Origin of the sequence: Skermanella rosea (assembly GCF_016806835.2) — a bacterium.
In the GTDB taxonomy this organism is placed as follows: Bacteria; Pseudomonadota; Alphaproteobacteria; order Azospirillales; family Azospirillaceae; genus Skermanella; species Skermanella rosea.
In genome coordinates this window covers 1-25,658 of the sequence record NZ_CP086117.1, presented here as the reverse complement: position 1 = coordinate 25,658, position 25,658 = coordinate 1, and the positions used below count along the sequence as shown (strand labels likewise).

The 25,658-nt window shown below is 64.3% G+C and carries 36 protein-coding genes; 18 read left to right on the top strand and 18 right to left on the bottom strand.

Going from position 1 to position 25,658, the window contains the following annotated elements; all coding sequences use genetic code 11:
• The first annotated feature begins 2 nt into the window (after positions 1-2).
• The 10 genes from JL101_RS36420 (at position 3) to JL101_RS36375 (ending at position 8,276) form a co-directional block, all read left to right on the top strand.
• Entirely contained in the window at positions 3-707 is a 705-nt protein-coding gene (locus JL101_RS36420) for a hypothetical protein (RefSeq protein WP_203104126.1), read from the top strand.
• A gap of 71 nt (positions 708-778) precedes the next feature.
• On the top strand, positions 779-1,678 hold the full coding sequence (locus JL101_RS36415) for a TrbG/VirB9 family P-type conjugative transfer protein (RefSeq protein ID WP_203104124.1): 900 nt from the start codon (positions 779-781) through the stop codon (positions 1,676-1,678).
• Positions 1,678-2,871 (top strand): TrbI/VirB10 family protein, encoded by a 1,194-nt coding sequence (locus JL101_RS36410; protein WP_203104122.1) that lies wholly within the window; start codon positions 1,678-1,680, stop codon positions 2,869-2,871. Before JL101_RS36415 ends, JL101_RS36410 begins: the two co-directional genes overlap by 1 nt.
• 26 nt (positions 2,872-2,897) lie before the next feature.
• Positions 2,898-3,425 (top strand): hypothetical protein, encoded by a 528-nt coding sequence (locus tag JL101_RS36405; protein WP_203104120.1) that lies wholly within the window; start codon positions 2,898-2,900, stop codon positions 3,423-3,425.
• Positions 3,426-3,503: 78 nt separating this feature from the next.
• A complete protein-coding gene (locus JL101_RS36400) occupies positions 3,504-4,700 on the top strand; it encodes a right-handed parallel beta-helix repeat-containing protein (protein WP_203104118.1) in 1,197 nt (398 codons plus the stop codon).
• A gap of 584 nt (positions 4,701-5,284) precedes the next feature.
• A complete protein-coding gene (locus JL101_RS36395; RefSeq protein WP_203104116.1) occupies positions 5,285-5,956 on the top strand; it encodes an HGGxSTG domain-containing protein in 672 nt (223 codons plus the stop codon).
• 134 nt (positions 5,957-6,090) lie between these two features.
• Positions 6,091-6,477, top strand: coding sequence for a hypothetical protein (locus JL101_RS36390; protein WP_203104114.1), 387 nt, complete (start codon positions 6,091-6,093; stop codon positions 6,475-6,477).
• 643 nt (positions 6,478-7,120) lie between these two features.
• Positions 7,121-7,735: a ParA family protein gene (locus JL101_RS36385; protein WP_203104112.1), complete on the top strand. Its 615-nt coding sequence runs from the start codon at positions 7,121-7,123 to the stop codon at positions 7,733-7,735.
• The gene (locus tag JL101_RS36380; protein WP_203104110.1) at positions 7,732-8,016 is read left to right on the top strand and encodes a hypothetical protein; all 285 of its coding nucleotides are present in this window, start codon (positions 7,732-7,734) and stop codon (positions 8,014-8,016) included. Before JL101_RS36385 ends, JL101_RS36380 begins: the two co-directional genes overlap by 4 nt.
• Before the next feature lie 47 nt (positions 8,017-8,063).
• Positions 8,064-8,276 (top strand): hypothetical protein, encoded by a 213-nt coding sequence (locus JL101_RS36375; RefSeq protein ID WP_203104108.1) that lies wholly within the window; start codon positions 8,064-8,066, stop codon positions 8,274-8,276.
• A 222-nt stretch (positions 8,277-8,498) separates the two neighbouring features.
• Here JL101_RS36375 and JL101_RS36370 read toward each other — a convergent pair whose 3' ends face one another.
• The 8 genes from JL101_RS36370 to JL101_RS36335 form a co-directional block, all read right to left on the bottom strand.
• A complete protein-coding gene (locus JL101_RS36370; protein ID WP_203104106.1) occupies positions 8,499-9,116 on the bottom strand; it encodes an HNH endonuclease in 618 nt (205 codons plus the stop codon).
• A 305-nt stretch (positions 9,117-9,421) separates the two neighbouring features.
• On the bottom strand, positions 9,422-9,769 hold the full coding sequence (locus tag JL101_RS36365) for a hypothetical protein (protein ID WP_203104105.1): 348 nt from the start codon (positions 9,767-9,769) through the stop codon (positions 9,422-9,424).
• A 2-nt stretch (positions 9,770-9,771) separates the two neighbouring features.
• Positions 9,772-10,110, bottom strand: a complete 339-nt coding sequence (locus JL101_RS36360) for a hypothetical protein (RefSeq protein ID WP_203104103.1) — start codon at positions 10,108-10,110, stop codon at positions 9,772-9,774.
• Positions 10,111-10,115: 5 nt separating this feature from the next.
• Positions 10,116-10,622, bottom strand: a complete 507-nt coding sequence (locus JL101_RS36355; protein ID WP_203104101.1) for a hypothetical protein — start codon at positions 10,620-10,622, stop codon at positions 10,116-10,118.
• Between the two features lie 11 nt (positions 10,623-10,633).
• Positions 10,634-10,876, bottom strand: coding sequence for a hypothetical protein (locus tag JL101_RS36350; RefSeq protein ID WP_203104099.1), 243 nt, complete (start codon positions 10,874-10,876; stop codon positions 10,634-10,636).
• Entirely contained in the window at positions 10,876-11,046 is a 171-nt protein-coding gene (locus JL101_RS36345) for a hypothetical protein (protein ID WP_203104097.1), read from the bottom strand. Before JL101_RS36345 ends, JL101_RS36350 begins: the two co-directional genes overlap by 1 nt.
• A 62-nt stretch (positions 11,047-11,108) precedes the next feature.
• Positions 11,109-11,324 (bottom strand): hypothetical protein, encoded by a 216-nt coding sequence (locus JL101_RS36340; protein WP_203104095.1) that lies wholly within the window; start codon positions 11,322-11,324, stop codon positions 11,109-11,111.
• 5 nt (positions 11,325-11,329) lie between these two features.
• A complete protein-coding gene (locus JL101_RS36335) occupies positions 11,330-11,671 on the bottom strand; it encodes a hypothetical protein (protein WP_203104093.1) in 342 nt (113 codons plus the stop codon).
• Between the two features lie 141 nt (positions 11,672-11,812).
• Between JL101_RS36335 and JL101_RS36330 the strand changes: the two genes are divergently transcribed.
• The 3 genes from JL101_RS36330 to JL101_RS36320 are packed head-to-tail and all read left to right on the top strand — an operon-like array spanning position 11,813 to position 12,730.
• Positions 11,813-12,058: a helix-turn-helix domain-containing protein gene (locus JL101_RS36330; RefSeq protein WP_203104090.1), complete on the top strand. Its 246-nt coding sequence runs from the start codon at positions 11,813-11,815 to the stop codon at positions 12,056-12,058.
• On the top strand, positions 12,055-12,381 hold the full coding sequence (locus tag JL101_RS36325; RefSeq protein ID WP_203104088.1) for a hypothetical protein: 327 nt from the start codon (positions 12,055-12,057) through the stop codon (positions 12,379-12,381). Before JL101_RS36330 ends, JL101_RS36325 begins: the two co-directional genes overlap by 4 nt.
• A gap of 10 nt (positions 12,382-12,391) precedes the next feature.
• On the top strand, positions 12,392-12,730 hold the full coding sequence (locus tag JL101_RS36320) for a Rap1a/Tai family immunity protein (RefSeq protein ID WP_203104086.1): 339 nt from the start codon (positions 12,392-12,394) through the stop codon (positions 12,728-12,730).
• 118 nt (positions 12,731-12,848) lie between these two features.
• Here the strand turns inward: JL101_RS36320 and JL101_RS36315 are convergent, their stop codons facing one another.
• The 8 genes from JL101_RS36315 to JL101_RS36285 form a co-directional block, all read right to left on the bottom strand.
• On the bottom strand, positions 12,849-13,457 hold the full coding sequence (locus tag JL101_RS36315) for a hypothetical protein (protein ID WP_203104084.1): 609 nt from the start codon (positions 13,455-13,457) through the stop codon (positions 12,849-12,851).
• Between the two features lie 2 nt (positions 13,458-13,459).
• Complete coding sequence (locus tag JL101_RS36310; RefSeq protein WP_203104082.1) at positions 13,460-13,672, bottom strand: hypothetical protein; 213 nt, start codon at positions 13,670-13,672, stop codon at positions 13,460-13,462.
• A gap of 437 nt (positions 13,673-14,109) precedes the next feature.
• Positions 14,110-14,787, bottom strand: coding sequence for a ProQ/FINO family protein (locus tag JL101_RS36305; RefSeq protein ID WP_203104080.1), 678 nt, complete (start codon positions 14,785-14,787; stop codon positions 14,110-14,112).
• Positions 14,777-15,238, bottom strand: a complete 462-nt coding sequence (locus JL101_RS36300) for a hypothetical protein (protein ID WP_203104078.1) — start codon at positions 15,236-15,238, stop codon at positions 14,777-14,779. Before JL101_RS36300 ends, JL101_RS36305 begins: the two co-directional genes overlap by 11 nt.
• Before the next feature lie 62 nt (positions 15,239-15,300).
• Positions 15,301-18,183: a DUF927 domain-containing protein gene (locus JL101_RS36295; protein ID WP_203104075.1), complete on the bottom strand. Its 2,883-nt coding sequence runs from the start codon at positions 18,181-18,183 to the stop codon at positions 15,301-15,303.
• A gap of 66 nt (positions 18,184-18,249) precedes the next feature.
• On the bottom strand, positions 18,250-18,420 hold the full coding sequence (locus JL101_RS37095) for a helix-turn-helix transcriptional regulator (RefSeq protein ID WP_203104073.1): 171 nt from the start codon (positions 18,418-18,420) through the stop codon (positions 18,250-18,252).
• A 209-nt stretch (positions 18,421-18,629) separates the two neighbouring features.
• Entirely contained in the window at positions 18,630-18,989 is a 360-nt protein-coding gene (locus JL101_RS36290; RefSeq protein WP_203104071.1) for a hypothetical protein, read from the bottom strand.
• Positions 18,990-18,998: 9 nt separating this feature from the next.
• Positions 18,999-19,139 carry a helix-turn-helix transcriptional regulator gene (locus JL101_RS36285; protein WP_203104069.1) on the bottom strand — a complete coding sequence of 47 codons (141 nt, stop codon included), beginning with the start codon at positions 19,137-19,139 and terminating at the stop codon, positions 18,999-19,001.
• 396 nt (positions 19,140-19,535) lie between these two features.
• Here JL101_RS36285 and JL101_RS36280 point away from each other — a divergent pair, with 396 nt between their 5' ends.
• Positions 19,536-20,084 (top strand): recombinase family protein, encoded by a 549-nt coding sequence (locus JL101_RS36280; RefSeq protein WP_203104067.1) that lies wholly within the window; start codon positions 19,536-19,538, stop codon positions 20,082-20,084.
• A 321-nt stretch (positions 20,085-20,405) separates the two neighbouring features.
• On the opposite strand, the gene JL101_RS36275 is transcribed toward JL101_RS36280, so the two are convergent.
• On the bottom strand, positions 20,406-20,825 hold the full coding sequence (locus JL101_RS36275) for a hypothetical protein (protein WP_203104065.1): 420 nt from the start codon (positions 20,823-20,825) through the stop codon (positions 20,406-20,408).
• Positions 20,826-21,075: 250 nt separating this feature from the next.
• On the bottom strand, positions 21,076-21,405 hold the full coding sequence (locus JL101_RS36270; protein ID WP_203104063.1) for a hypothetical protein: 330 nt from the start codon (positions 21,403-21,405) through the stop codon (positions 21,076-21,078).
• Between the two features lie 220 nt (positions 21,406-21,625).
• Between JL101_RS36270 and JL101_RS36265 the strand changes: the two genes are divergently transcribed.
• Genes JL101_RS36265 through JL101_RS36250 form a run of 4 tightly spaced genes read left to right on the top strand, consistent with a single transcriptional unit; the run spans position 21,626 to position 25,651 of the window.
• Positions 21,626-22,498: a relaxase/mobilization nuclease domain-containing protein gene (locus JL101_RS36265; protein WP_203104061.1), complete on the top strand. Its 873-nt coding sequence runs from the start codon at positions 21,626-21,628 to the stop codon at positions 22,496-22,498.
• Positions 22,499-22,501: 3 nt separating this feature from the next.
• Positions 22,502-22,888 (top strand): hypothetical protein, encoded by a 387-nt coding sequence (locus JL101_RS36260; RefSeq protein WP_203104059.1) that lies wholly within the window; start codon positions 22,502-22,504, stop codon positions 22,886-22,888.
• A 1-nt stretch (position 22,889) separates the two neighbouring features.
• Complete coding sequence (locus JL101_RS36255) at positions 22,890-24,644, top strand: type IV secretory system conjugative DNA transfer family protein (protein WP_203104058.1); 1,755 nt, start codon at positions 22,890-22,892, stop codon at positions 24,642-24,644.
• 17 nt (positions 24,645-24,661) lie between these two features.
• The gene (locus tag JL101_RS36250; RefSeq protein WP_203104056.1) at positions 24,662-25,651 is read left to right on the top strand and encodes an ATPase, T2SS/T4P/T4SS family; all 990 of its coding nucleotides are present in this window, start codon (positions 24,662-24,664) and stop codon (positions 25,649-25,651) included.
• Positions 25,652-25,658 lie beyond the last annotated feature (7 nt).

Sequence of the window (25,658 nt, the reverse complement as noted above, 5' to 3'; positions counted from 1 at the left end):
GAATGTCCGCATGGAAGAAGATCGCCGAAAAGCTCGGGATGGCCGCGCCGCACATGAAGCCGGCCGACGTTCCGCCTTGGGGTGAGTTCGGATGGGTGGTCGATCAGTGGTATCGACTTGGCGGGTTCTGGCGCACGGCGTTCATGTTCATGACGGTGATCGCGGGCTTCGGCTGGTATCTCTATGTCGATGCCGAGACGAACCGACAGCCGATCCCGCCGGTCATTCATTCGACGCTGCTGGATCTCGACGGGCGCGTGATCGGAACCTACGCGACGAACCAGGGCGAGGCCCCGCCGAACAAGGTTCTGGAAAAGACCGTCGAGAACGTGTTCTTTCGCCTGCGCCGGGTGCCTGGGTCGATCGATGCGGTCGCCGATAACCTGCGCGACCTGACCGCCTACATGGGCAAGCCGGCCGAGAGCAAGACCAGGGCGTGTCTTGCCAAGCAGCCGGTCGAGGCGATGGTCGATTCCGGCATTCGTCGCGAGATCGCAAACCTGCGCGTCGTGCCGGGTCGGGTGAACACCGCGAACATGAGCGTTTACTGGACCGAGATCGAGCGCGACCAGCTCGAAAACGTCCGCTCCCGCCGCGACGTCGAGACGACGGCGACGATCCGCCTCGGCCAGAATTGCCCCGACCCGAATAAGAACCCGTACTGCATCGTGGTCGAGGACTACACCTGGAGCATTCCCGACTGCTGACCCACCGGCCTTTTCTTCGGTGGCCGTCCTGTTAAAATTTCACAAACACAGCAGCATCAAGGGTTTCTGAAATGAGGATAGCGAGACTGATAGGAACCATGGGGGCGGTCCTGGCGCTGTCCGCGTGCGCCGCTACACCCGACGTTCCCGCCCCCGATATGGTCCAGGCGCAGCCGGCTCCCCAGCCGGCGACGCCGCCGCTCATTCTGACCGAGAACCCGGTCAAGCCGGAGAAGATCAGCAAAGACCCGCTCGCCGCGGTTCGGCAGGCGCTGAAGGACAGCCGGCGCAGCCTTTCCGAATGCTCGTATGAGGGCGCGCGGGCGATCTGCCCGTGGTTCGATGGGCATGTCTACACGATGTACCTGAAGGCTGGCGAGATCTCGACGATCTATTTGAACCCGGACGAGAAAATGCGGCACCACTACTTCAGCAAAGACCAGTTCTTCAGCGCGAAGGAGGATTGGGTCGGCTCTCCCGAGGGCGAGCGCGACGTCCTGGTGGTCCAGGCGTGGATGCCGGGGGCCAAGACGAAGGTCACGATCACCACGACGCGGCGGGAGTATCAGATCAACCTGATCACCAACCGCAGCGACTACAACCCTTCCATGCGCTTCGTCTATCCCGAGCAGATGGCGGCGGGGATGGCGGCGCCGCCCGAGCGCGACGTCCCGATCGACCCGGTGACGAAAATCCCCCTGGCGCGGCTGAACACCCGGTACACCGCGAGCGGCCAGATCGGCGAGCTGCGCGGCGAGCGGCTCCAGGTCATGGACGACGGGAAGAAAACCTACGTCGTGTTCCCCGAGGGCGTCTCGATCCGCCCGCCCTACTTCGCCCAGGCCGGCGGCAGCGGGAACAACGTCGAGATGACCACCGACGAGGCCGGGAACTACATCATCCACGGCGTCTATCGGGCTGCGGAGCTTCAGCTCGGGCACGACGTCATCAAGATCAAGCGGGGGCGGTGATGGCTCTGTTCAAACGCAACACCACGCCGGGGCTTTCCACTCCGAAGCCGCCGCGCGCAGCGACCGAGAGCAACTCGGTTTTCGTCCTGGCGATCTTCTTCGTCATCGCCCTGCTGGTCGCGATCGCGATCCTGTCGGGGGTCTTCCTGTTCGGCCGCCGCGTCAATGAGGACGCGATCGCGGCGTCTGTCGCCGCCATGCCGGTTGACCAGACGCCCTTGATCGACATGGAGGCGATCAGGAACCGCAAGCCGATCACCCAGCTCGTCACGCCGACCGTGCCAGATCTGCCCGAGCAGCCGCCACAGCTTCCCCCGCCCGAGGAAGTCCCGGTCGAGCTGCCGCCCCCGGCCGCTCCAGCGCCAGCGGTGAAGAAAGAGTGGGTCAAGCCGACCATGCACGTCGGCGGCGGATCTGCGCGCGGCGATGACGGCGAGGCGGGGACTGGTCGGGGTGCCGGCACGTCGCAGAGGCAGGGTGTCCAGATGGCCGGGATGCAGGCGAGGAACGATCGCGAGGCGTTCGCCGCCAGCGCAGGACGCGGCCGGCCGCTCTATCACACCGCGCCCGAGCTGCCCGCCCTGCCCGGCTGTGTCGCCAAGACCGGCAACGTGGTGCAGCTCGCGACGCTCGGCGTGACCAAGAACGCGGCACCAGGTCAATTCGCGCTGCGCGTCGTGGCTCCGCTTCAGGGTGTCGTCTATGACCAGCGCCGGGGACCGCAAGCCTGCCAGAACCCGCTGATCCCGCCCGGATCAACGGTCATCTGCGAACCGAACACGGTGTCGACCGGGCGCGGGGACCAGATCATCCAGGCTGTCTGCTCGCGGATCGACTTTCCCTTCGGCGGTACCCTGCCGCTCGACGGCTTCCCCCTGGTCGCGGCCGATGGATCTGTCGGCGTGCCCGCCGAGAGCGATTACCCCTGGTCGGACGTCTTCAAGGGCATGGCGATCGATATCGTCAACGCCATTCCGGGGGCTCTCGTCCAGGCGAGCGCGGGAGCCGGGGCCGGGGCGCTCGGCGGCAGCGCCGGGGTGATCCTCGACGTCGGCGCGGGAAGTTTCGAGCAGGCGGGGCGCCAGTACCGCCAGGACGAAGTAAAGGTCCAGAAAGTGCTGTATATTCCAAAGGCAGCACCGACCGGGCTGTTCATAGCCGCCGATATCGCGCTGCCTGATCGACGGAGATAAGCCATGTACTGCGCTGACGGAACCGAATGCTGGACGCCGACCTGCTGCGGATCGGGGGCACCGTGCCTGAAGCTCGTTTCCCGTCAGCCCGAGCCGGGGCCACCGGAGCCGTTCACCATCGATCTCGACGAGTCCGAATGGAAGCGGATTGTCGAGGAAAGGGAATTCAGATAATGGAAACCGCGCAAGTCTGTGAAGGATTAACAACCGAGGAATTCATGTCCCCACCGGGCGCGGAAGGCTCGTTCAGCCTTTCCGGCATACCGCCCGAGGTCATCGAAGCGATGAAGGATCTCGCCGCCGATCGCGGCGTGACGCTGAAGGATATCTATTCCGACGCGGCGAACGGCCTCCTGGCCGATCTGCGTCGAGGACAGAAACCGGAATACATATCGACGCTCGGCGGCAGCCTGCGAAAGACCGTATGGGTCAATCCAGAAGTCGCCAGCGAGGTCGATACGCTTCTGGAGAAGATCAACAGAAGCCGGTCTTCCTTCATGCTCACGGCGATCAAGCGGTTCCTCGTCGCCAACGGACGCTCGGTCGAGTTCTAATTTAGCCGGCGTGCCGCCCGATTAGTTCGTCCCTGATATCTATTGTGAAACTTTAACAGCAAGCGAGAGAGGCGAGTCATGAAGCTGTTCGCGGGCGTTTCGGTCCTGGCGCTGCTGGCGAGTCCCGCATTCGCCGAGACGATCACGCTGAACCCGGGTGACAATATTCAGGCCGCGATCAACCGGGCCCAGGCCGGCGACACGATCGCGCTGCGGGCCGGGATCTATCACCAGTCGCTGGACTTCAGCGGAAAGCACGGCGTCGCGGGCGCCCCGATCACGATCACGTCGGCCGACGGTCAAGGGGCCGCGCGCATCGTCGCGCAGGAGAACCGGGCAGTCATCCAGGGGAACCGGATGAGCCATATCAACGTCACGGACCTGCATCTTCAGTCCACAAGCCGATCCGGGGACACCGGCGGCATTAAGTTCTGGGGCTCCTACGACAAGCTGCACGACGTCAGGATCACCGGGAACATCGTCGATGGCGTCGGCCAGGACGCGATCAAGATCTTCAACATGAACCCGAAGGACGGCCGCGTTCTCGTCGCCGGCAACACGATCCGGGGAAACTGGCGTCAGGAGGCGATCGACAACGTGTCCGTGGTCGGCGTGACCTATGACGGCAACGACATCGGCGGCACCGCGGCGAACAGCGGGATCACCTTCAAGGCCGGGTCCGATGGCGTCCAGGTCATCAACAACAAGATCACGACGAAGGCGAAAGACAGCGTGATCGCCGGCGGCTGGGGCAACAGCCGGTTGGATCGCGCCTATCCCGACGAGTTCAAGGATAACGAGGCCGAGGACGGTCTGATCCAGGGAAACCAGATCTCGGGCGATGTGCGTCTCGTCAGCGCCGAGCGGATCAAGGTCGTCGGGAACGACGTCGGCGGGACGATCGACCAGGAGGCGACCAACCGGCACATGCCGAACAGCATCAAGAGCCGGGACAACGTGATCGAGGGAAATAACAAGGAAGTCGTCGGCGCCGGGGAATGGAACGGCGAGACTGCGCCGCCGCCTGGGTCCGAGTTCGATGACTGGGACAGCGATCTCGGCCCCTACAAGCCGCCGACGATCCGGCGTGAGGATATCGCGAGGGAACGCCTGCCCGATAACCGCCAGCAGCTCGCCCAGGCGAACGCCGCCGCCGGGAGGCTGGGAAGCGCGCGCCAGCAGCTCACCAGAGCGACGGCCACGCAACTGCCGAGCATGTCGATGGATCAGCTTCGCCAACAGATCTCGGCAAAGAACAAGGCGAAGTGCGACTGACGAAGAAAGGCCCGCCGACTGACACGACGGGCCTCTCCCCAGGAGTGTCGCCGAAGAGCATCGCGACGCCGAGCGTCGAGCAGATGCGCCAGTCGATCAACTCCCGGCAGCGCCCGCCTGGATGCTGAGAACAGGGAAAACCCCGCTCGCGAGTGGGGCGGACGGAGGTGCGAGCGGGGAAGAGTAATCGGAGTTGAGCTACGATGTCCCTCTGCGAAGGACGCTTGGAGACTACCAATATGACCAGCAACCCGCTCAGACTTATGCGGTCATACCCGATGGGTCATAGGTCGCGGCGCCAGGATCTGGAAAAGCTGCCTTTTCACGGTCAAAAAGGCTGCTGAGAAGCAAAAAGGCCCGCCCGAGGTGCATTGGGCGGACCTTCTCTCCAGTGCTGCGGCGAAGCAGCGGAGACATGAAAGCCCTTCTAGATCAGAAGCGCCACGTCTGAGGCGGGATACGCATATCGCGCAGGCACTTTTTTGGGGAGAGCCCCGGACCTGCACTTTCGATATGCCGCGGAGATAGTTAAATTTTTCAGAGCGGTGAAGCATCGCCTTGCGCAGCTTTTTGAGATCAACTCCATGGAAACACCACTAAGACGCATCTGCGGCGCGAAGAACAGGCAGGGTCAGCCGTGCCAGAAGCGACCACTCAAGGGCAAGAACCGCTGCGCCAACCACGGCGGGAGGACGCCCGAGCGACAGAACGGCGGAAAGTCGAATGGGCGATACAGCCACGGGCTCTATTCCCGACACCTGCAGGACGACGAGACCGCGATCTGGAAGGATATCCCGCTCGGCAACATCGACGACGAGATCCGCATCGCCAAGATCTGGCTGGCCCGCGCGCTGGAGCTGGAAGGCGCAATCCAGAAAAACGCTAACTCGCCGAAGAACCAGGCCGGCTTCGAACTGGTCGAATTCCGGCAATCGACAGATGATCGCGGCGGCAAAAGCCTCGACACGGTTTCCAAGCGTCCCGACGTCTCGGGCCGGGTGAACTGGCTGCTCGGCCGGATCGCACAGCTTGAAAAGACGCGCGGCGAGCTGCTCCAGGTGATGAAGGAAGCCAACGCGCCGAACGTGCAGTTCGTCGTCGAGGCCCCGGTCCAGATGTCGCCCGAGGAGTGGCAGCGGGTTTTCGGCGGCAGGACGATAAAGCCAGCCGATGGTGATGCAAGCGAGCGGGTCTGGCCGGCGCCCGGTGACGTCCGAACCGATCGCCCGCCCGACGATGACTCCGACGAGGACTGATCGCGCGATTTTCTGGCCGTAGGGCACGACGAAATTTCTGACGGGCGAAACTGCGCGCCGAGGGCTCCATCGACCTCTGCGCCCTTCCCTCGCGTTCCTGGGCGGGTTCTTCGCAGCGTTTTAGGGGAAAGCCGATGACGTTCAATCAGGGTGACAGCGTTGTGACGCCGGACGGTCCCGGCATCGTGTTGCAGCCGGTCGGTACGCCGAGCGGGAACGGCGCGATCGTGTGTCTGATCAGACCGTCGATCGAGACCGGCCCGCCGCCGGTCTATGCGGACGCCGATCTTGAGCCGGGAGCGCCGCTCGACCCGCCCGACGTCGGAGATCCGGTCTACGTGCCGGGGCTCTATCCCGGCATCGTGCAGGCGATTGAGGGCGACAAGGTGCGGGTCGAATACACCCGCGAGAGCCACCGCAAGCGGATCGGGTATCGCCGGCAGGGATGGTTCGCGGTGTGGCAACTCGCCGTCGCGACGATCGGGGCCAAGTCTGCGGAGCTTCGCCAGCCGCACACCTGACGCAGACGGCTAGGCCACCCCCTCGAAAGGTGAGAGATCCACGCTTTTTTATTGTCAGGGTGCCGCTGTGCTTTACGGTGGCGTGCGCGGCGACGCTGCTAATCGTCGCCGCGCCGAACCGCGAGTCTCCAGGACCAGTCCTCGCGGTGCCGCTGGGCAGCACGGTATCCTAATACCGCGAGCGTTTCCAGAGGTTCGATGTGGTTCTCTCAGTTGCCGGTTCCTGATCGCGAAACCGGACAGGCTGTCGGGGAACTTCACCAGCAATGGGCTTCCGACCCGCCTAGTTGCCGCGCAGGGGGCTAGGCAAAGCCAGGACGAATGTACGGCGGGGATAGTACCCAGCCAGCGGGGATATAGCTGGCGCCGGGCGGTTGGCCCCCGATATCGGGCAGTCCTGGGTATAGACGGCTGGAAACTGCGCTCCCAATCCGCTGGCCTTTGTGGGGGCCGGGATTAGCGGAAGCGGAACTATACCCTCTGTCCGAAAGCGATATCGTTTCTCTATCAAGTCCGCGCACTAGCGAGCATTGAGCCACTCGCGCTCGGTCTTTTTTTCGCACGCCCGACGCGGAGACCTTCAGCACATGCGCAAATGATGATATCCGTAAATGGCTAGGTGGGCATTTACGCAGAGGGGCACATGCAGACGATTGTTGTGGCATCGCAGAAGGGTGGCTCCGGCAAGACCACCATCACCCGGAACCTAGCCGTGGCGTTGGGGGAGGATGTGGCGCTGATTGACACCGATCCGCAGGGCAGTCTGACCGCTTGGTGGAACCGCAGGGAAGCCGAGGCGCCGGTGCTCGTCGGCATCGACAACGGCCTGCCGGCAACCCTGGAGGCTTTACGCGCGGCTGGCGTCAAGATGGTGCTGATCGATACCCCGCCATCGGCCCATGCCTTCGTCTCGGACGTGATCGGTCTCGCCGACCTGGTTGTCGTGCCGGTGCGGCCGACCCCGGACGACCTCGATGCGGTCGGTCCGACGCTCGACATGATCGAGGCGGCGGGGCGCAACTTCGTGTTCGTGGTCTCTCAGGCGAAGAAGCGCACCCGGCTGGCGCTTGAGACGATCCCCGCCCTCGCGCAGCACGGCAAGGTCTCGCCCACGGTCATTCACGATCGCGTCGAATTCCCGACCGCCGCGCTCGACGGCCGCGCCGTGGTCGAGGTCGGCGACGGGCCGGCTTCGACCGAGATCCACGAGCTTGTTGCGTATCTGCGTAAGCAGCTAAATAAGGAGATAAGCAAATGAGCAAGCCTAATCGTCTCGACGCGCTCGGCTCGATGGTTCAGCGCAAGGGGGCCGCGGCTCGTCCGGCAGAGATCCCGCAGCGGGGCGAGCCAGTCCCGTCACCAGTCCCGCTGCCGGTCGATCCTGCCACCGCAGCGGAGAAGAAGAAGCGATCCCTGACCCTGAAGCTGACCGAGGCGCAGTATCAGCGGCTTCGTGCCTTCGGGTTCAAGGTCGAGCAGTCGCACCAAGAGGTCATGGAAACCGCCCTGATGCGCTATCTCGACAGCCAAGATGCTTGAGTGGGCAATTGCGTAAGTGGGCAGATGCGCAGTTAGGTAAGTCAGCAATGCTGGTCTCGCCTGAGGTCGTCGAGCGGCTTGTCCGCGATCCTGAGCAGCCGATCGAGGCGGTGATGGCCGAGGTCTACGCGCACGGCGTCGATGCCCTGATCAACGCGCTGTTCGACGAGGGGCTCCGGGTGCAGCACGACGATCCCGACCGCGCGATCGCGTGCGTCCGCGTCATCGACCGGATCAGGGAGCAGGCCGGCGGCCGATAGCCGGAAGGCGAAAGGGCGATCCCCTCGCCGGGGGGGCATCCCTGGTTCGATGAACGAACCAGGGAGCAACAAGGGTCTTATGGTTATGGGCGTCAAGCATTGTCCTCGCCCAATCCTCGCCATGCTCGGCCCTATGGGCGCTGCGCGTGGCTCCGGTCGGTCTGCGGGAACGCTTGACGTCCGACGCGGGCGAGCGGGTCGGCCGCTCGTTGGCGGCCTCGACTAACCGGCGCGGGGGCTATCCCGACAGCTTTCCCGCACACGCAGCGGGGCCTGGTGCTGCGCGACTTCCGCCTCGATCGCCTGCCAGACGTGCCGCCACGTTACGCGCGTTCGGATCAGGCTGATGGCGGATCTCGACACACCGAAGCGGCGCGCCAGGGCGATCCCTGGCTCAGGCGATTTCAGGATCGCGCGGACCTGGGCCTCGTCGAGCTTGGATCTGAAGTTCGCCGCCCCTGGCGCCGCCACCGAGATCCGCCCCTTCTGAACGCCGTCCATCAGGTTCTGCTGGTGAGTCCCGAGCCAGAGGTGGGCAGGGTTCGCGCAGCTCGGGTTGTCGCAGCGGTGGCAGACCGAGAGCTTTCCCGGATCGACGCCGTAATGCAGGAAATACGCTCGGCGATGCGCGCTCGTCCGCTTGCCATCGGCGAGGTTATCCGGGACCGACCCGTACCCCAGCGGCCCCTTCCATCCCATCCAGGGCCAGCAGGCATCAGGCCCGCCGCTGCGATCGACCAGCGACCAGAACTTGCACACAACTGAGCAGTATTGCGCCGGTGATCGTGGCTTTCTGATAAAGTCATTGCCGCATTCTGGGCAGATAATCGCCTTTCCCATTGCACAGGTGCCTTTGCCGATATTCGCCCGGCAAAGAGAAAGGTAGTTACAGATCTGAAAAACACCAGCTTTTTCAATCGGCTTTTTCGTCGATTACTTGCGATTACGCGAGACGCTCGCCGCGCGCAATCGGTGACGATCCGGGGTGATCGGTCTGCGCGCCGGATCTCGATCGAGGGGAAGCGATCGAATGCCCGCCAGGAGCCGCAGGCAGGGCGCACAGACGCGAAAAGGGCTCCGGGGGTTCTTCCCACCCCGAAGCCCTTCAACGCGCTCTCTGGACCTCTGCGGCGCAGGCCCGTTGTTCAGTTCAGTTGCTCGCCACCTTCAGAAATGACTCGTTGGATAGCTGCTTCGGCGCGGGAAAGTGCGCCGTCAACGTCACCTCCATTGCCACAAGCCGGACAGGCGATCACGCCTGGCGCATGGGCGATCTCGGCAAAATCGAGGAACGCATCCTCCGAAAAGCCGGCGGCCGGCCAAACCGCAGCGGGAAGGCCACCGACCTCGGCGCACATGCTCGCGTTCATGAGGACGGCTTGGCCGGTCTGCCAGAGGGTGACGCTGTGTTTCTGGCAGAACTCCGACACCTTGGGGTTTGCGATGACGCGGCGTCCGCGACACTCGGGGCAACGGAAACAGACGACGGTCATAGTCACTCCTCCTGCTCGAAGGCCAGGACACCGGACGGTCCGCGGCAGGCCGTCATCTCGCGATCGTCGAGCCGTCCGTCCGTCGATCGGACGAGCTGCCGGAACCGCCGGCAGGTGCGCCCCTGGTCCCGGTGCGCCTTGTTGAGAGGCGTGACGGTGCCGCCCAGGCCGGTCAGGACGTTCATCCACATTGCCGCTTGGCCGACCGGGGCATCGAACGCCTGCTCGCGGGCGTCGATCAGCCGCATGTAGTCGGTGATGCTGAGGGAGTCGCGCACGGCGGGCTGAGACGCGCAGCCGGCCAGGGCCAGCAGGGCGGCGACGGTTATGATGGATCGCATGAGGGTCACTCCGCGCTGATGGTCGAGGCGTAGGACGAGGCGACGGCGCGGCAGAACGGGCGCAGGGCGCTTTCGACCTCGGCCCGCCAGTTCGGGTATCCCTCGTCTACGAAGACGCCCAGGACGTTCAGGACCGAGACGTAAGACCGCCAGTCGCGGGTTCCGACTTCGGGCTGACCGTAGGGGCTGAACGCGGCGATCAGGGCGGCGGCGTGAAGCTGCTCCGGTGTCGCAAGCTCCAGCTCGATATCGTTCGCAAGGGCGGCGGCTTCAGCGATCGACAGCGGGAACGTCATGGCCGAGGCCGGCGACTTCGGCATGTAGTCCGGCCCCAGCTCGTTCATCGCCAGCGTCGCGAAGCGGGAGAAGCGGAATCCGCCGATCGTGGTCGCCATATGCTCGAAGCGGCGGGCCTTATGGCCGACGACGGGATCGGTGACGAGCCAGCCGACGAGGCCCAGGCGCGTGCAATCTGCCAGGACGAGACGCTGAGAAGTGGTGATGCGGATCATCGCGGTGTTCCTCAGAAGGGGGCGCGGGAAGCGGTCGATGCCGTGTGAAGGGCGAAGCTGTCGGGCGCGGAGTGAAAGACCTCCAGCCCCTTGCACGGCTTGCAGATCCGGTTTCCCGGTCCCTCGCTGGCGAAGCCGTGGCCGCAGGACAGGCACTTGCGGGTCTTGCGGGCGGCTTCGATGCGAGCGGCTTCGGGGTCGGTGACGATCAGGCCGAAATCGAGCTGTGCGGCGGCGGCGGGACGGCGGGCCATTATGCAGCCCTCCCGATCTCGCGGGCGTGCCCGGGGACGAAGGCGATCGACGCGGCCGGGGCGGGCCGGAAGTCGGCGACGTCGGCGGCGCGCAGGGCGGCGGCGACGATGCCCAAGCGATAGCTGGAATCAGTTTCGCGGGGCTGGTACGTTGAAACGTTCCTGTGCATCTGGAACTCCTGCTTGATGGTGGGAAGCGGGGGGTGTTTGCGGCACTCCCCGCGCCCGGTGGCTAGTCGATGAACCTGTCGATCAGGGCGGTTCCGGCTTCCGTCTCGCGCCAGCTCCCGCCGAGCGCGCCGGTCTGAAGCTCGCGGACGAAATCGGGAAGCGTGTCGTACCGGTAGGGATGCGCGCCGCACTGGCGGTATACCCAGACGCCGCCGACGTAATAGATCGCGGTGCCGGTGCGGCCGATCGGGACGAGCTGCTCGCGGCGGTACGGCATCGGCCTTACTCCGCTGCTCGCACTGCGACGCGCAGGGCCTGGGCGCGGGCGAAATCGAAATGCCGCTCCAGGGCCTCGGGCCATCCGCAGGGGTTCTTTGTGAAATCGACGTCGAGGACCTTCAGCTCGTCCTGGGCCTTCCACTCCAAGTCTGTCGCGATCGAGATCGCCTCGTCCTCGTCCTCGGCCAGCTCGCGGGCCAGCTCGACGGAAGCGCCGCGGAACGTCATGGTCGAGACCAGTTCCAGGCGGGGCTGCTCGATCAGCTTCAGCGTGATCTCGACCCGGCCATCGCCGAGCGTCGCGATGATCTTTCCTTGAGGGTATGCGGAGCAGAAATTTTGCATTTGACTCTCCGGTGCCTGTCAGTTCCAATCCGTTGGAACCGTGTTATAATACCCCTACTCCTTCAGCTCCGTCTAGAGGAAAAATGATACAGCGTTCCAATGAAATGCGGTCGAGCGTCGCCACGAAGTAACGAGGATCTAATGATTACGAAATATCAGGTAAGGATGGCTCGGATCGCGCTGGGCTGGGGCGTGCGCGATCTCGGCCAGAAAAGCGGCCTTGCGACAGGTACGATTGCGCGGGTCGAGGCGGGCAAAGAGTCGATGGCCGGAAGTCTGCGAAAGATCCGACAGACGCTGGAAGATGCGGGGATCGATTTCCCGGACGAATTTACGGTGTCGTGTCGTCGGATGCTCGATCGCGTCGAGACGGAGGCGCATCCGTGACCGGGGGCGACGTGTTCGCGCATGTCGTCGCCGTCCTGGGCGCGGTCGTCGTCGGCTGCTGGATCGTCGCGCGGATCGCGCGGGCCTGGGACGAGCTGCTCGCCGAGCGTCGGGCGGATTGGCGCGCAGCTCGGGAAGCGTCAGGGCGCAAGCCGGTCAACGGCGTGAAGATGTTCGATGCCGTGGTCGGGCTGACGATCGCGGCCGGCGGCGCGTGGTGGGCGTCGGGGGCGCGGCACTCGGTCGCGTTCACCGTCTGCTTTCTGGTCGCGCTGGTGATGCTCTATCGCGTCGTGCGCCTCTGGTGGCACGGCGACGATTAAGGGGGGCGGCATGAAGAAGATCGCAGGGGCGGCGCTGGCGGCGCTGCTCGTCCTGGCGCCGCCGGCCTGGGCGACTGACGATCCGGTGAGCGGAACAGACTTTCTGGAAGCGTGTGACTCCAAGGGATTTGCCCAGGGATGGTGCACAGGCTTCGTCCAGGGCATCGCGGAATGGATGATTGAGGACGGTTTCGCGGGCGCGATCAAGGCTTGCGTGCCCCGCAGCGTCAGCGTCATTCAGCTTCGCGAGGTCGCGGTGAAGTTCGCCAGGGAACACCCTGAGATGTGGCACCAACCGCCGCGGTACATGATCGCGACGTCGATAGTGCGGACGTTTCCATGTGAATGAGGGGGTGCAGCTCGTCGGCTGGGCTGCATAGGACGCGGCGTCCTACGGTGTTCGTCGTGGGCGGGGAACGAGGGGTGAAATGGGGCCAGGCGCTCGTATCCTGGCCCCCTTTCTTCGTCTATCGGCGCAAGCCCATGTGCCCATGCGGGGGCGGGCGGTTGCCGGGGATCATCGGGACGCCGGCTTCGTCGGCGAGGCGCTGGGCCAGCGCCGGGCTCGTCCGGTATACCTCGGCCTGCTGGGTCATGTTGCCCGACCGCCAGGGGTTCTTGTTGCCTCGGTACTTCTCCGGGATCGACGATGCCGATGAGCTGCTCGGCCTCGCCGCGCTCGCCGCGCTGGACGTTCCATCGGCGTCGGCGTCGGCGAACAGATGCGGGGCGCTCGACTTCAGCGACTTCATGGCGCGGTCTGGCGTGATGTCGCTGCCGCCGGGGCCGATCTCGGGATGCCCGTCCGCGCCGATCCGAACCAGCTTCCCCTTCATCTCCTTCCAGCTACCCGCTTCCAGCGCGCGGGCAACCGCGTCGGGAACGGCGCTCGGCAGCACGCCGGCGGCGGAAGCGATCTCGGCGAGACGTCGGCCGGCGCGCTCCTGAGCGTTCTCGCCTTTAAGCTGCTTGTTTTCCGCCTCCAGTTTCGCGGCCTTGCGCTCACCCTCGACGACCTTCTGATGAAGCGCGGCGTTCTGCGTTTCCAGCTCCGTGATCCGGTTTTCCAGGTTCATCGTTATGCCCTCTCGGTTGATTTGTTAGTCAGTGCCTTTGCGATCGTCGGCACGTCGCCGGTTCGCACGCGCCACCGTCCGCGATCTCGCTGGGCCGGCAGGTCGCCGTCCAGGACTCGGCGGTACAGATCGCCATAGGTGACGCGATGCCCCGTCATTTCACGAATGAGTCGGGGCACATCGGGAAGCGGCACAGTCTCGTCGGCCTGGGCCATGGTGTCGATCCTTCGGGTTGAAGTATTCCCGATGCTATCTCTCTTTCTTTCTCCTGCAACACGTTTTCGGGGGCAAGGCCGCCTTTTCGACGGCCCGCCCCCGCAGAGTCCGAATACCGGACGATTTGCTTCCAATACTCGAAGCCTACCACGCCGATAGGCTTAGTCGGGTTCGATCGCCTCGTCGGCCTCGTATGCCGCGTTGGCTATCATTTTAGATCTCCGTGGTTTGCTGTTTGCTCGTTTCTTCCTATGCCTCAAGAGTAAGATGTGCGCCGCTATCGGTACAGGGAAATACATCTTCAATCCCCGGTTGGGCAGCGGAGAAAACGGCGATATCGGTTCGCTGACATTTCGGGTAGTGCGGCGGGCATGAAAAAGGCGGGGCGCATCTCTGCCCCCGCCTCGTCGGCTGCTCGATCAGAAGCTCGGGCCGGTTATGCGGGTGTTTCAGCGTCTGGTGCTGGTCGCGCTCGCATCTGGACGGAGAGGCCGGCTTCCTCGATCCGGTGGCCGGCGACCAAGCGGCCTTGCAGCAGGACGCCGAACTTGTGCCCCGAGGCTCGCGCCTCGTCGATCTGCCGCAGGGCGCGGCGATAGTTCCTGCCCGAGAACTGAACCGTGAAGGGGCGACCATCGCCCAGGTCGATCGCGAGCGTGACCACCTTCACGATATCGTCAACGGGTCGCAGCTGATCGGCCGCAATCTGCTGGGCGATCTTCAGTCCTGGGATCTGCATCGTAATGGTCTCCTTCGTCCGAATGGAAAGCGCCGGGGTGGTGCGGGCGAGGTCGGCATGTTCCTGCGACACCGGCTCGACCGGGTTGCCGTCCAGGTCGTGCCGCCACGCGCCGGGCGCGGCCAGCGCCGCCTTGTAGAGAGCTGATCTGGCGTAGTGCTTCACCGCCTGGGAGAGCATTGAGTGGGCGTCGCCCTTGCGCATTCCCTCGGGAGAAACTACGCGCTCATGAAGCTGACTGATGATTCCCAGCACCATCGGTCGGACGATTGGGTTCGCCGCGGTTGGGAGAACCGCTGGACGCGGGGAGACGACCTGGGCGATGCGCTCGACGATCCTCATCAGATCGCGATCGGCGCGGATCTCAGTGGGCATAGCTGCCGTCCTCGACTGCTTGAAGAAGTGCGGCGCGCTCCGCGTCACGACGGGGCATTCCGCCGTCGTATTCGCTGATAGCTGCGCGTTCGGAGAGATCTGGATCTGAGGCCACAATGGCCGCGATGCGGGCCGGATCTCCCGACTTCAGGGCCGACGCAATCGCCGACAGAAGGGGCTTTTCACCCCTTCGCTCGTCGGTACCACCGGTACCACCCCGGATTTCCCCGGTGGTACCGTAAAAACCCTTATTTTTCAGTGCAGTACCACCAGTACCACCGGTACCACCTGATATATATAATTCGCGCGCGAGGACTGGAGCTTGCCGTGTATTACTTTGGTAATATGCAGCATTTTCGGTTTCTCGTCTTGGTTCTGCTTTTTTCGGTGGTACCGGTGGTACCGGTGATACCGCGTTGAAATCATTAGCTTTTTCGGTGGTACCGACCAAAGAGCCCGGTGGTACCGGTGGTACTCGCGAGCCCATCAACCTCGAAAACCTGCCCATTTTGGTCAACTCTCGGTGAGGATGGCGGGGAGAATGCAGTAGAACCTTTCCTTGGTCCTGAGCTGTCCTAATTCGTTCGTAATAGGCTCGCCGTTCTCGTCCAGATACCCTGCGGACCGCTTGACCTGGATCTGACGCTTTCCGCCACTGGTCGCGAGGAAGTTGCGCTCGATCAGCAATTCCTCAACCTTAGTGTGGTCGAAGCCCTTACAGACCTCGTTGCGGAAGACGTTGCGGAAGATCAGATACTCGGTCTGTCCGTCCGCGGTCTTCCGCTTGTAGCCGGCCCGGTTGATGACGCGCGCATCCTCGATGCCGTTCTCGGCATCGTTCATGGAGCTGAACCGGGATGCGCCATGCACTTCGATGAAGGTGCGGACCTGATCGACCGCGGTCCCGTTCTCGCTGTCTTCTGTGGTGCCCCTCGCCCCAAGCCATGCCGTGAAGCAGTATCCAGCGGCGCGCATAGCCTCGCCGTCGGGCCAGCCAGTCAGCCCCATATCGGTCGCGATCTGTCCCGCCGCCGCGACGAGTGCGAAGCGTTTGGCGACGCGCCCGACCTGGGCGCCGCTATCGGCGGGAACGTAGCGGCGATAAAAGTCGGCCTGCTCGCGGGCGATCTCTTCGGCCAGTCCGATCGGATCGATTTGGACGAGCTGCCGCAGGTATTCGCGGATCGCGATCCCGTAATGCTCGACTGCTGCGCGCTTCAGATGGTTGATCAAGGCTTTCGCGCGATCGCGGTCGCTGGTCTGATCCGCGCCGGGTTCCTGATAGTCGGCGAAGTCGTGCAGCTCGTTCAGCACGCCCCACCGGCCATTGATCGGGATATCCGCAAGACGGATCTCCATGCCCGCCTGCGTCTTGCCGCCCCCGGTGACGACGCGGGACGCGAGCGACTCTTCGCCGCTCGACAGGAAGAGCAGCCGCCATTCCGCCGGCGGGCGGGCAGTGCCGATCTTGCTCGCGCGGATCTTGCCCTGCCCGTTCGCCAGCATGTAGGCGGTCGTCCCGATCGTCTTGGCGTCGGACTCGCCGATCTCGTCGATACAGAGCAGCGTGTCGCAATGGCCTTCGGCGACGCCTTCGAGGCCGTTATCGGTCGCGCGCCACGTCGTCTTATATCCGTTCTGCCCGCCGCCGCCGCAGACCGACCCGGCGACTTCGAGGCAGGTGGACTTGCCGCAGGACGAGTCACCGCGATAGTGGAACCCGCCACCCTGCTCGTTCATCGGCTTGAGCAAAGGGCCGGTGAACGCCGAAGAGACGGCGAACGCGAGATAGGCGTTACCGACGCAGTATCGGGATAGCTTCGCCTGCCACTCTTCGAGCGTTCCCTTGGTCCGAAAGGCGTGCTTCGCGCTGCGCTCGCGCTGCAAGACGATCGGCCTGTCGGCGCTGCCGAAAGTCTCGTCGGGCAGGATGAATGACTCGCCATGCCACCCGATGCGCGAAACCGAGAGCCAGGTCTCGGACGGATGCGCGCTAACGATATACTGGACGACCTTCACCCCGGCGCCCTTGAACGCCTCGATCACCAGTCCCTGAGAAAGCAGCTCCTGCCGGATCTCAAGACCGTCGCCGGCCGTCAGGGACATGGGCATGGCCCATTGGTGCGGCGTCCCGCCGAGATCCTTGAAGTTGAGAACGCGCCCCCATCCTTCCTCCTGCTCGTCGTGGGTGATCGCGATCACGTCGAGCCGGGAGCAGATCTTTTCCTGAACCTCTTCGCCGTCCTTCGTATAGGTGTAATACACCCCGTCCTCGGTGACGACGAAAGGGCCGGCGATCTCCGACGTCGAGCTGCTGGCCGGCTTCGCGGCGGGCGAGCTGGTGGCGCGGTCGCGCGTCTTGCGTTCGTGACGCTGCCAGCGATCTTTCGATAGCAGCCCCCGGGCCTTCGCCCTGGCGCGATTGATTTCGCCGCGCAGACGCTTTTCGTTCCCGATGAATTTCGATCCGACGCCGCTCGTACGGCTCATGACCTCCGACACGATCCGATCATCAGAGAAGCCCAGCTCGACCAGGGAGGTAAGCACCTTCCAGTCGCGTTCGGATCGCTGCCCCTCGGGAAGCGGATCGTCCATATGGTCGAGCAGGAAACGCGGAATATCGCCGCGGTTCTCGGCCCGGAACTCGAACTTGTGCCCGTTCGCGGTCCCGTTCACAGTCTCCTTCTTCGGGATCTGCGGCAGGATCGCGTCGAGATCGGCCAGCGAATAGACGACCCCGACGAACTCGGATCGAATGCGCGCCGTCTGTGGTTCCCGGCTGCGGCCTTCCTGATGGACCTTCTTCTTGTTCGGCCAGTTTAGCAGACCGGGAACGCGCCAGGGCTGGCAGCAATTCATGGTGCAGTGATCGCAGCCGGCGAAATGCTTTAGCCGGACCGCGATCGGCTTGGCCTCTTCGACGGTCGCCGGCTGGTCGAGCAGAATGAACGCCTGGAACCGACCGGACGAGCTTTCGACGACAAGTGACGGTTCGATCGGATGGAGCCTTTCGGCGTATCGATGGGCCTTGGAATCATCGAAGTCCGCAACGAAGCCGAGAACGCCGACGAGATCTGTCTCACTTCCCTTCAAACCGGTCTCAAGATCGAGCCGATATACCCCAATCGACATATAGACGTTTCTGTGTCGATCCCGAGTTAGGGCCTTGATGGTCTTTATCGTCTCGGCGACGTCGCCAATCCTGACACGTCGAATTTTCGAGCCGATCCCCTTGTTGTGATCCGCGTCAGGATCTTCGCCGAATGACGAGACGACCAGCACGCCTTTGCCGGCGAGCGGTGCAGCGCGATCGTGGATCACTTCGCAGAAGGTCCACAGATCACTTTCCGTCTGTGAACGGGTCTTGACCGGCGAACCGATATCGCTGATATTCATCGTGTTGAAACTCCGAGCTTCCCGGGCGTGCGCTTTGTTCTGGCGTGCGCCCTTCGTTTTTCTGGGCTAGTGACGAGTCGTTCTCGCCTCCAGCCACCGATTCACCTCGTCCCGATCGTAAAGGACGACGCGATGCGATACGCGCACGTAGGTTGGGCCCTGCTTTCGACGTCGCCACTGCTGTAGGGTGCGCGGTTCGATCTTGAGCAGATCTGCCAGCTCTCGCGGCGTTAGCATGTTTCCCTTCTCCATAATTCTGCACCGACGGGTTCTTATGACGCCCTAAACTGCGCCATAGTACGACAGACAGGTGAGCAGGAAAAGGAGTTTTTGAAACGATCGGCGTGGATATCACGAAGGGCGTCAATAGACGTTGAGAGCAGGCGCGCTGATTTATTGATATCGACTGCACAGCGCGAAGTATGGAAAGACGAACCACAGTGGAATTATGCCGCCATCGCGGCATACTGCCGGCAGGCCGAGACGATCCGATCGAGCTGCGCGGCCTGTCGATCCGAGAGCGTCGGCCGGGTGGCGATACTGTGCAGGAAGCGCCGGTCCCAGTCCGACAGCGGGACGCCGGGGAGATCCAGGCACACCAGAACGGCCTCGCGCCAGTCCCTCGGCTCCCGCCAGCCGGTCGGCTGCGCCGCGCCCTGGTCGATCACGTCGGCCCAGGTCAGGCCGGCAGTCTTCAGCAGGGCGTTCGCCTTGCGCGCTGCGGCCAGCGCCTCGCCGTCGTAGTCGCTCCCGGTCATGCCGAGCAGCTTGGCCAGCCGGTCGGCGAGCGCGCGATCGAGCGGCATGGCGCTGGCCTACGCCTCGGGCCGCTCGACCGAGTGCGAGGCGCGGGATCTGATCCAGGCGTCCACCTCCGACCGGCGATATCGCACCATCCGAGGGGTGAAGCGGTAGACCGGCGGACCTTCGCCCTTGACCTCAAGCTTTCGTAGCATGCGAGGCGTGGCTCCGATCCTTGCTGCGGCAACGGTAGAAGTGATCCAGTCTTCGACGGGTACGGCATCGGTCTGCATGGGACTCCCCTGAGCGCGGGCACAAAAAAAGCCCGGCCGCGGGTGCGGTCGAGCTGTGAGCGATTGCTACCCGAAGCGTAGACGCAATTCGGGTGCCCTCTCTCTACACCCGTTTCGCGGGGCGGCGCAAGCGAAATCTTGCGCTGGTTCAGCCTGAGCCGTCCTGAGATGCCTTGTTCCGTTTGAGTATACGCCAGCGGGGCAACTTCGCGGAACACCACGATCCAGCATCTTCCTGTTCCGATAGGGTAGCTTTCCGAGTTTCGGAACGATACACTCAAGGGGTCTAGAGCCTATCGGAACAGATTGGGGAGATCGATGGCGGTTTACGGGTATGCGCGGGTTTCGACGACCGATCAGGACCTGACGATCCAGCGCGAGGCGCTGACGCGGGCCGGCTGCTTCGTGGTCCGCGAGGAAAAGGCGACCGGGACCTCTCGCGCCGGCCGGTCGGAGCTGCGGACGCTGATGGAATTCCTTCAGCCCGGCGACGTCCTGATGGTGACGCGGGTCGATCGCCTCGCGCGCTCGATCGGCGACCTTCAGGACATCGTTCGGGACCTGCGCGCCCGGGGCGTGAACCTTCAGGCGACCGAGCAGCCGATCGACACCTCGACGGCGGCGGGCAAGTGCTTCCTCGATATGCTGGGCGTGTTCGCCGAGTTCGAAACCAACCTGCGCCGCGAGCGCCAGTTGGAGGGCATCGCGAAGGCGAAGGCCAAGGGCGTCTACAAGGGCCGCAAGCCGTCCGTCGATAAGTCCGCGGTTCGGGCGCTGAAGGCCGAGGGCCTGGGCGCCAGCGAGATCGCGCGCCGGCTGAAGGTGGGCCGGACCAGCGTCTATCGCATCCTGGAGGCCGAGCCATGACCTTCGCCGACTGCTCGACGCGATCGACAACGGGCGCGATCGCCGGCCCGGTCAGTGGACGCCGGCAGCCTGCCGGGTGTGGCGCGAAGCTGCACCCGAGGACGCGCGGCTGCTGGAAGCGGCGCTTGCCTGGGAGCTGGTCGTCGGGCGTCGCTCGACCGCGCCAGTCGCTCGATCTCGTCGAGGACCGGGGAGACGTCGATCGGCCGGCCGGCGGCGCTGATCGCGATGTGAAGCGGCGGGAGCATGGTGCGAGCATAGCGCAGGGCAAAGAAAAAGGCCCGCCAGGACGAACCCGGCGGGCCGCAACTCGGGTGCTGATCAGAGGCCGAGGTCGATAAAGCGCCTGCCCTGCTTCGCGTCACTTCTGATGATCTCCAGGCACGGCGCAGTGGTGTTGTTGTGCGTGATGCACATCTTCGCCAGCCTGTGGATCTTCTCGATCTCCATCTGACGGCGTGTCTTTCCAGGGAAGGCGGTCGAGTGATTGCGAGCCCAGAAGTCGTCACCGTCCGGGGCGACTTGCTGCACAGCCCGCCCCTCTGTCCGCTCCTGTCGATCCCGGTTGCGTTCCATTTCCCGATCATCGGCCAGCTCGATTTCTTCGTCGGTCGGCTCGGGTTCGGGCGGCGCGACCTGAGTCGCCGGGACGAATGCCGACGTCGGCGGGGACGTCGCGCAGCCGGCCAGGGCCAGCGGCAGGGCGAGGAAAAAAGTCAGCTTCATTGCAATGCGTTTCATCGTCTGACCTATCGGAAGGTGATCGGTTGAGCCCCTGTCGAGAGCAGGGGGCGAGGGTGTGCCAGGATAAGGATCGATGCCGAAAGGGGCACATTCCCGCAGAGATATCCCTTACGAGAATGCGCCCCCGTCAGGCCCGTTCGCTGCCGTCAGGCCGAGCAGCGGAGCAGCAGGATCAGGAGCGCGACCAGGACCAGATAGAAGATCAGACGTGGGCTATCGGGCATATCGAGTTCCCTTCTGAGAAAATTTAACAGACAGGGCGTGACATGCCCTGCGTCTGATACTGTCTCTGCGTCTGCGTCAGGTCGTTGCCCTGCCGACTGAACCGCTGGGCCATGTCCTGGGCGGTCTGGGCCCTGGCCTGATCGTGGCCCATGCCTTTCTCACGATGCGCGTCATAGGTGAGCGTCGTCTGATTGGCGATGCGGCTTCCCTTGGTATAGCCGATCTCGTGATTGGTGTCGGCCGCGAGGTTGGCGGCGTTGACGTGGATCACGCGGGCGCGTTCCTGGTGGCGGTTGTCGCCATGCTTCGCATAGGTGTCCGCGACCTGCTCGGCGTATTTCACGACGTCCATTTTCAGAACCTTTCAGGGTTGGGATTGCGACGAAGGAAGGCAGGGGAGAGGGAGGCCAGATAAAGCCCCGTCCCCACACACCGCGCCCACGCGATCGACCACTTTCGGCGGAAATCCTTCATTCGTCCGTGCCCCTCGGCGTGGCTACGTGTGGCGCAGTTGTGGCGGCGTCCTCACCGTCCTATACTTCCTGTTAAATATTAACAGATGGAGGTTCACAGTGCGACCCATCGGAATGCTGGAAGGTCTGAAAGGGAAGCTGCGCCCCCGGATGCGGGCGGGTCGGGTTCCCGATCGGATCGAGCGGGCGCGGGTGACTGTCGGCGTCGGATGGACGTCCCGCAAGTCGCTGGCGGTTCTACAGCGGGTTGTGGTGAAGGTCAGTTACGAGGGTATCCACAAGCTCAAGGAACGGCTCGACTACATTCGCCAGGAGGAAAAGGCGCAGGGTCAGGAGCACGCCCGCGCCTTCGACGCCAGCCGGAACGAGATCGACGCCGACGCCGCGATCGAGCGGTGGCAGTCGGCCGGTGACGACATTTTCTTCAAGATCCCGATCTCGCCCGAGAAGCCGGCCGAGCTGGTGCGCGCCGTCATGAATGAAACCGGACTGCCCGAGGCCGAGGCGCGCGAGGAAGCCATGCGCCAGTTGACGCGGGCGACGATGAGCGCGGCCGAGCGGGACTGGGGCACAAGGGTCCAGTATTTCGCGGTGACGCATTTCGACACCAAGACCCTTCACACCCATGCGTTTCTGCGCGCCGTCGATGAGGACGGCAATCCCATGCGGATCGATCGCGAGTACATCAAGGAAGGCTTTCGGATCAGGGCGTCGCAGTGGGTCACGCGCAAGCTCGGGCAGTTCAGGACCGAGCAGGAGATCCGCCAGGGCGTCGCCAAGACGCGGACGATCCGCCAGGAGATCGCCGCCGGAAAGCTCAGGATCGCCCAGGCGCGGGCCGAGGGCCGGATCACCAGGGACGAGGCGTTCAAGCTGCGCCGCTCGCTGGTTCGGGGCGACGCGGAGCGGGCGTCGGTGCTCCAGACGCTCGATCAGGTCGAGCGGCGACGTCTTCAGCGCCAGGAGATCTGATCGATGGCGCGCACGGAGAAGCATTTCCGCCTGCCCCGCGAGACGGTCGACAAGCTGGAGGATCTGGTCATTCCGGGTCGGCGCACCATGACCGACGTCGTGATCATGGCGGTGGATCTTCTGCACGGCAGGGCGGCGCATGACGACGCCGTTGATCTACTGGTGGACGAGCTGCGCGCCTTGCGCCAGGGCGCCGAGCAGCAGGCCGAGACGCTCTCGGCGATGGCCGAGCAGATCCGCGGCGTCGCGACCGTCGGCGAGAGGATCGGCAGCCTCGGACTCTCGATCGATCGCCTGGGCGAGCATCAGGTCCAGCTCGCCGAGGCTCTCAACAGTCGCATCACCCAACCGCAGCCCGCGACGGGCAGCGGGTTCTTCAGGAGGTCGTAAAATGTCAGCAGCCTTGAAACTGGCGATCGCCGCCGGATCTCTGTTGCTCGGCGTGGCGGGCGGCGTCTCCCTTCTGTCCACCGGATGCGGCGTGGACGCTCTCGACTTCGCCCGAGCGCCCGAGCTGGTGCGCGCCTGCGTCCAGGCGTCGCCGCGCTCCGGGTATTATGGCTTCATCGCGGTCGCGGCCGGTCTGGTCGGCGCTCTCGCGACGATCGCCGGCACCGGTGGGCGCAAGAAGCAGCCCCGATGGGAACGGCCGGTCTGGTCGGATCGCAAGGCGGCGCGTCGGGCCGGCCTGCTGATCGGCAAGGATGACGACGTGTCGCGGGTTCGCATCGTCGGCAAGATCGCGCCGGAACGTCTGGGCCAGTCGTGGAAATTCCTGTCCTACTGCGGCGACGCGCACACCCTGATTTCGGGCGCGAACCGGAGCGGAAAAGGCCGCGGCATCCTCGTTCCGACGCTGCTCTCGTATGCGCAAAGCGTGATGGTGATCGATCCCAAAGGGGAATTCCTGTGGGGCGACAAGAAGCTCGGCTTTCCAGGCACCAGCGGCTGGCGGGCGACTTTCTCGAAGGTGGTCTATTTCTGCCCGACTGATCGACGCTCCGCGCGCTTCAACTTCCTGAAGGCGTGCCGCCCCGGGGAGTTCCAGGTCCGCGACGTCCAGAACCTGGTGCTGGCGATCATCAACGCGGTCAAGCCGACGTTCTTCGATCGGACCGCCCAGGAGTATGTCGTCGCGGTGGCGCTGCACCTGCTGAACCATCCCGGCGCCGATGACGTCTCGATCGCTGGCATTCGCAAGTTCCTGGCGCTCGGCGACGAGGGCGCGGCCGAGATCATGACGTCGGAAGCCCATCCGGTCGCGGCGCGGATCGCCAGCTCGCTCTTTCCTGCCGGCCTGGGCGGCGCCGAGGGCGACAAGATGGCGGCGCAGCGGTCGGACACCTATCGCACGGCGGGCTCTTACCTGTGGCTGTGGGATGACGAGGTTGTGGCGGAAGTCACTAGCGGCGAGTGCGATTTCTTGCCGGGCGACCTTATGTGTCTCGACCAGCCGATGTCGCTCTATGTGCGTCAGCCGCCGTCCGATGCCGGCCGCGTCGCCAAGCTGGTGCACCTGCTGATCTCCCAGGTTCTGCGCGATCTCACCGAGACGCTGGAGACGGACAGCCGGGGGCGGCAGAAGAAACACCGCCTGATGATCCTGGCCGACGAGTTCCACGGCCTGGGCCATATGCCCGACTTCGAGGAAAAGCTGCCGCAGATCCCCGGTTTCGGGATCGAGTGTGTGCTGGCCGTCCAGACGCTGGCGCAGATCGATCAGGTCTATGGGGAGAAGAACAGCATCATCGATAACTGCCACGTCTATGTGACGTTCGCGGCGAACGATAACCGGACCTTGAAGCGCATTTCCGAGATGATCGGCATGGCGCCCGAGATCCGCGATACCGAGAGCCGGACGAGCAGCCGGGGCGGCGCCAGCACGACGAGCGGCGAAAGCCGGTCCTGGCAGTATGTCATGGACCCCGGCGCGATCCGAACCCTGCCCGAAAACGAGGAGATCGTGTTGCGCCTGGGCTTCCTGCCCTGGCGGGCGCGCAAGGTGCGGTACGACAAGGAACGCGCCTTCCGGGACCGTCTGCTGCCGGCCGTCATCGAGCCGCCCCAGCTCGCCTACGCGCCGAGGGTCGCGCCGGTCGAGGATCAGCCTCTCGTTCCCCCGGCCGGCTTCTGGAAAACCACGTGAGGCGGGAGGCTCGATAGATGAGACGGTCAACGGATATCAAGGCCGGCGAGTTGGTCGCCGAGGCGTTCGGGCGGGATATCGCCGAGCTGCGCGAGCTGCCCGGCCTGACGGATATCGTCATCAACAACGATGATCGGGTCTGGGCGATGCGCTCGGGTTCCTGGTTCGACACCGGCCTGCTGATGGACGAGTCCGCGAAGCTGTGGGCGATCAACGCGCTCGGCCATCTTCAGAACCGGATCGTCGATCATGAGTCGCCCAACCTCGAAGCGACGATCCCGGTCGTCGGCGATCGCGTCCAGGCGATGGTGCCGACGACTTCGGTCGATGGCTCGACGATCGCGATCCGGGTTCCGAGCCGCCGGGTGTTCAGGCTGGAGGACTTCCCCGGCATATCGATGCCGTCGAGGGTGGTGAACGAAGATACGATGGAGCTGCCGGCGGGGAGGACCGAGCGGCGGATTGCGGCGATCCGTTGGGGCATCAGGAACCGGGCGAACTTCCTGCTGGTCGGTGCGACCGGATCGGCAAAGACCAGCATCGCCAACGCGATCATCAACGAACCCGAGTTCTCCCGCGATCGGCTGGTGGTGATCGAGGACCGGCCCGAGCTGCACTGTGCCGAGGCGCGGAACAAGTTCATGTGGTGGGAGGGCGTCGTCAATAGTCGCCTGCTCGTCCAAAGCGCCATGCGATCGATCCCCGACCGCATGGTGTTCGGCGAGTTTCGAGACGGCATGGCCTGCAACGAGTTCCTGAAGGCGTGCAACACCGGCCACACCGGAAATCTCTCGACGCTGCACGCCAACGGGCCGCGCGAGGCGATACAGCGGCTGCTCGACCTTCTGCACGAAGTTCCCGGCATGGTGCCCCAGGTCGGCCCTGTGATCGACGCGATCGGCATGATCGTGCACATGGGCCGGGACGAGGGCGTGCGCGGGATCGTCGGCGTCTATCGCCCGGTGCTGACTGAAACCGGAAATTTCGACGTCGTGGAAGTCGCCTGACCTCTAC